The 3,809-nt window shown below is 49.4% G+C and carries 5 protein-coding genes; 1 reads left to right on the forward strand and 4 read right to left on the reverse strand.

Annotated elements, in window-relative coordinates; all coding sequences use genetic code 11:
- Window positions 1-177: 177 nt before the first annotated feature.
- The 3 genes from ACWA6V_RS18630 to ACWA6V_RS18640 all read right to left on the reverse strand — a co-directional run bounded on the left by ACWA6V_RS18630 (window position 178) and on the right by ACWA6V_RS18640 (window position 2,334).
- A complete protein-coding gene (locus tag ACWA6V_RS18630; protein WP_449523899.1) occupies window positions 178-822 on the reverse strand; it encodes an NADPH-dependent F420 reductase in 645 nt (214 codons plus the stop codon).
- A gap of 152 nt (window positions 823-974) precedes the next feature.
- Window positions 975-1,406 (reverse strand): DoxX family protein, encoded by a 432-nt coding sequence (locus ACWA6V_RS18635; RefSeq protein ID WP_449523900.1) that lies wholly within the window; start codon window positions 1,404-1,406, stop codon window positions 975-977.
- Window positions 1,407-1,473: 67 nt separating this feature from the next.
- Window positions 1,474-2,334 (reverse strand): pirin family protein, encoded by an 861-nt coding sequence (locus tag ACWA6V_RS18640; protein ID WP_449523901.1) that lies wholly within the window; start codon window positions 2,332-2,334, stop codon window positions 1,474-1,476.
- 125 nt (window positions 2,335-2,459) lie between these two features.
- Between ACWA6V_RS18640 and ACWA6V_RS18645 the strand changes: the two genes are divergently transcribed.
- Window positions 2,460-3,347 (forward strand): LysR family transcriptional regulator, encoded by an 888-nt coding sequence (locus ACWA6V_RS18645; RefSeq protein WP_449523902.1) that lies wholly within the window; start codon window positions 2,460-2,462, stop codon window positions 3,345-3,347.
- On the opposite strand, the gene ACWA6V_RS18650 is transcribed toward ACWA6V_RS18645, so the two are convergent.
- On the reverse strand, window positions 3,284-3,809 hold a 526-nt coding region (locus tag ACWA6V_RS18650), incomplete at its 5' end, for a substrate-binding domain-containing protein (protein ID WP_449523903.1). The two genes, ACWA6V_RS18645 and ACWA6V_RS18650, sit on opposite strands and share 64 nt — an antisense overlap.

A 3,809-nucleotide genomic window follows, 5' to 3' on the forward strand; every position in this document is an offset into this window, starting at 1 on the left:
CCACCGCGCACGGAATATTATTTAACGGAGAAAGGCAGCAAGGTGGTGGAGATAATTTTGCAGATTAAGGCGTTGGATGTGCGGTAAAAGCAACTTGGACCAAAAATACACCTTAGGTAGTTTGTTTGCTCCAAGTGCTTCTCTCATATCCACCAAAAAAACTGCTTTCCCCGGTTTTTATATTTTGACAAAATTAATGGCAGAGAGAGCTCCAAACGGTAAACCCGCTAACTGCCCACCTACCGCCAGCGAACCCAAATCGACCGGGAAAAAGCCGGTATTTTCGATCAGCGTGCGCACTTCTGTTTTGGCTGCTGCGTCATCACCGGAGTAAAACAATACGCGCTGACCGCCCGATAATTCAGGCTCGACTAGTGCTGCTACATCCAGGTGATTAAACGCTTTCACCACACGAGCACCCGGTACAAAAGTACTGAATACTTCACTCGATTGTTTATCGCCAAGATCAATCGCTTTGATGCCATAGGCCGCAAGTGGATTGGTTGGGTCTTGGGTTTCCGGTGAGCCCGGTTCTAAAAACGCCACAGCGTTGGTGCCGTCAATAACGATGCGATTATTCCAGGCAGGTAAATGGCCCAGCGCTGTACCCAAATCCTCGAAACGCACAGCAACGATAACTATGTCGGCACTGGCCGCTTCGGCCACAGTCACCGCTTTGATGCTGGGGCCAACTTCATTGATCAACGCCGTTAACGACTCTGGACCACGACGGGTCGCAATAGCGGCTGAAATACCTTTTTTAGCAAATGCGCGTGCCAAGTTTGAACCCAATGCGCCTGAACCAATAATTGCAATACTCATGTTGGAACTCCAAATTAGATAATAAATAAAAAGGGGCAGAAATTTTTTTATCATCAGTGCCCCACTAGCCGATGATGGCAATGCGTTAGCCCAAGACTTGCACTGCGGTAATTCTTTCACTTAATTTTTTTACCAACTTTTATCGCGAGCGATTATTTTTTTCGTGCATCCACACTAAATTTTCCAGCGCCATTCACAACGAGTAGCAAAAAGGCACCAGCAATTGAAACGTTTTTCAGAAACATCACCATTTGTGTTTGATCGGCAAAATTGGCATGAAACATCAGCGCCGATAACAAGGTAAATCCAGCCAGCAACAGCGAAGTTATACGCACCTGCCACCCAATAATTATCATGACGGCGGTCAGCACCTCAAAGCCAATCACTAGCGGTAATAATGCCCCCGGAACACCAAACGCACTCATGTAACCCGCCGTTTGTTCATAAGCTGATAGTTTTCCCAATCCGGACAATAGAAATATCGCGACCAATAAAACCCGACCAAAAAGTTCTACCGCGTTAGGAAATTTTTTTGATGTAGTTTGCATTGCGTTAGCCTCAAGAATGGAATTGTGAGTGTTCATGTTTTAGCTTCCTGTGTAGTCAATGTTGTTAATAAAATGGATTTAAAAAAGTGAATTTAAAAAATCATTAAATGCGATCAGCCAAACGCAGTTGATTGCCGATGCGGTTAATTTCCTGCTCGCCTTGTTGCAGTGTTTTCTTTGAGGTGTGCACCGAGTAGTAACCCAATACCAAATCGTGCGGGTGTTTAATTGCGGCACCAAAAACAAAAGCGCTATCGCCCTTGGCGCGGATGGTGATTGCGTTGGTGGACTCAGCAAACACCACCATCTCACCTCTGCGCACTGTTTCGGGTGTGTTTAACTCCCCGCGAAACACCGAGAGCCAGGCAACGTTTTGATTGGCTTCGGGTTCGTAACGCCACACCTCGCCATCTTTTAATTGCACTAAAAAGTAATTGATACCGGGCGCTGAACGAATCGGACTTTGTGCGTGTTGATACTGGCCTAACAGCACCTTTACTGAACCGACGACAGGTACTTCTTCAGCGGTGATGTATTGGCTTTGCGCTAGTGCGTTTTCTTCGGCGGCGGGCAGCGCCAACCAAAGTTGATAGAATTCCAGCGGGTCTTTACCGGCGGCATAACCATCGTGCCAAACGCCGTTGCCCGCTTTCATCCACTCCAGACCACCGGCGTTAACGATTCCGCTTTTACCGGTTGTATCCTCGTAACCAAAACTGCCGGTAATGGGCAATGACAGAGTTGCCAAGCCTGAGTGAGGATGCATACCAATGGGCGCGTTGGAGGGCGGCATAACACCGTAATCAAGAAATACAAAGGGTTTAACAAGTTGACCTAAATCTGACGGGCTCATGAGGCGGGTAATCACCCCGTGAGTTCTACCGGTGGTGCGTGCAACAATGCTGCGGAAACTCACTGTCTTCTGATCTTGTGCGTTAGGCTTGATGTTCAGGGCGGTATTCATAAATCTCTCCAGCTTCCAGTTTGGTTGTCCTTGTGCTCTCACCAAGGAATGAACACAGCTTATGGCTAGAAGATCAAACTGAAAATCCTATATTATTGGATGATAAGTATCGGGAAATTGGATATATGCTGGATAACGTCACACTGGACCAAATGCGTACCTTTATTGCGGCAGCAGAGGAAGGCAGCTTTTCGGCGGCTGGGCGCAAGCTCAAGCGGGCGCAATCGGTGGTTAGCCAAACCCTTGCCAATCTGGAGGCACAGCTGGGTGTGGTGCTATTTGATCGAAGTGAGCGCTACCCCAAACTGACTGAAACCGGCGCGACTTTATTGGTTGATGCGCGCGCGGTTGTGCAGAATATGGATGCGTTTAAAGCGCGGGCGCAATCGCTCTACGAAGGCTTGGAACCCGAGCTATCGGTGGCGGTGGATGTCATGTATCCCATGAATAAACTGACTCAAGCGGCCGGTTATTGTCAGGATAATTTTGTGCATACTCCGCTGCGGTTATATGTAGAGGTGCTGGGCGGCGTTGCGCAGTTAGTACTTGATGGCAGTTGTCGGCTGGGCATTATTGGCTCTTTGCCGGTTGTGCAGGAATCATTGGTTGCGGAACCATTGGGGCGGATTCAGTTTGTGACTGTCGTCAGCCCTGCTCACGAACTTGCCTCCGTAGAAGGTTTGATTAGCGATACGGAACTCGCACGCCATGTACAGTTGATCCTCACTGACCGCACGGCATTGTCGAGCGGGCAAAATTATGGGGTGATGTCACCCTTGATGTGGCGTTTATCCGACTTGGGTTCAAAACGCGCCTTTTTAAAAGCGGGATTTGGCTGGGGGCATATGCCCCTGCACATGGTAGAAAAAGATATTGCCGCCGGGGAATTGGTGAGTATTCAACTGCAAAGTATTCCGGCCGCCGAAATGTTTATGGGCATGCAATGGGTTTATCGCAAGGATTTGCCGCCCGGCCCTGCAGCCAGGGCGTTTATATCCCAGCTTTTGAGTTGATCGATAAAGGCCCGGCCGGCAGGGCCGGGCGGCAAATCCTTGCGGTAGACAATGCGCATAGGTAAGGCTGCGCTCTGCCGCTCACTGCCCGCAATCCCAATTTTTACCAACTGGCCAGTGGCGACATCGGCTTCAACCATATGCAAAGGCATATGCCCCCAGCCAAAACCCGCCTTGAGAAATTCATGCTTCGCGCCAAGATCCGCCAGTTTCCAGGTCAGGGGCGACAATACACCGAAACTTTTTCCGTCCGATAACGCCGTGCGGTCGGTGAGAATTAATTGCACCTGTTGCGCCAGTTCCGCACTGGTTAAGGGGCGTTGAATAGCGGCCAACGGATGCGTTGCGGAAACCACCGTTACCATGGGTAAATCGCATAATGGCTCGGACATCAGCTCATCAGGCACCGATGGCAAAGTGCCGATAATGCCGATTCTACAAACCTGATCCAACACTGGCTGA

It is taken from the genome of Cellvibrio sp., assembly GCF_053579595.1.

Excerpts from the sequence above, each read along its gene's own strand:
- ACWA6V_RS18630 (WP_449523899.1), bottom strand. The coding sequence starts at position 822 with ATGAGTATTGCAATTATTGGTTCAGGCGCATTGGGTTCAAACTTGGCA.
- ACWA6V_RS18635 (WP_449523900.1), bottom strand. The coding sequence starts at position 1,406 with ATGAACACTCACAATTCCATTCTTGAGGCTAACGCAATGCAAACTACA.
- ACWA6V_RS18640 (WP_449523901.1), bottom strand. The coding sequence starts at position 2,334 with ATGAATACCGCCCTGAACATCAAGCCTAACGCACAAGATCAGAAGACA.
- ACWA6V_RS18645 (WP_449523902.1), top strand. The coding sequence starts at position 2,460 with ATGCTGGATAACGTCACACTGGACCAAATGCGTACCTTTATTGCGGCA.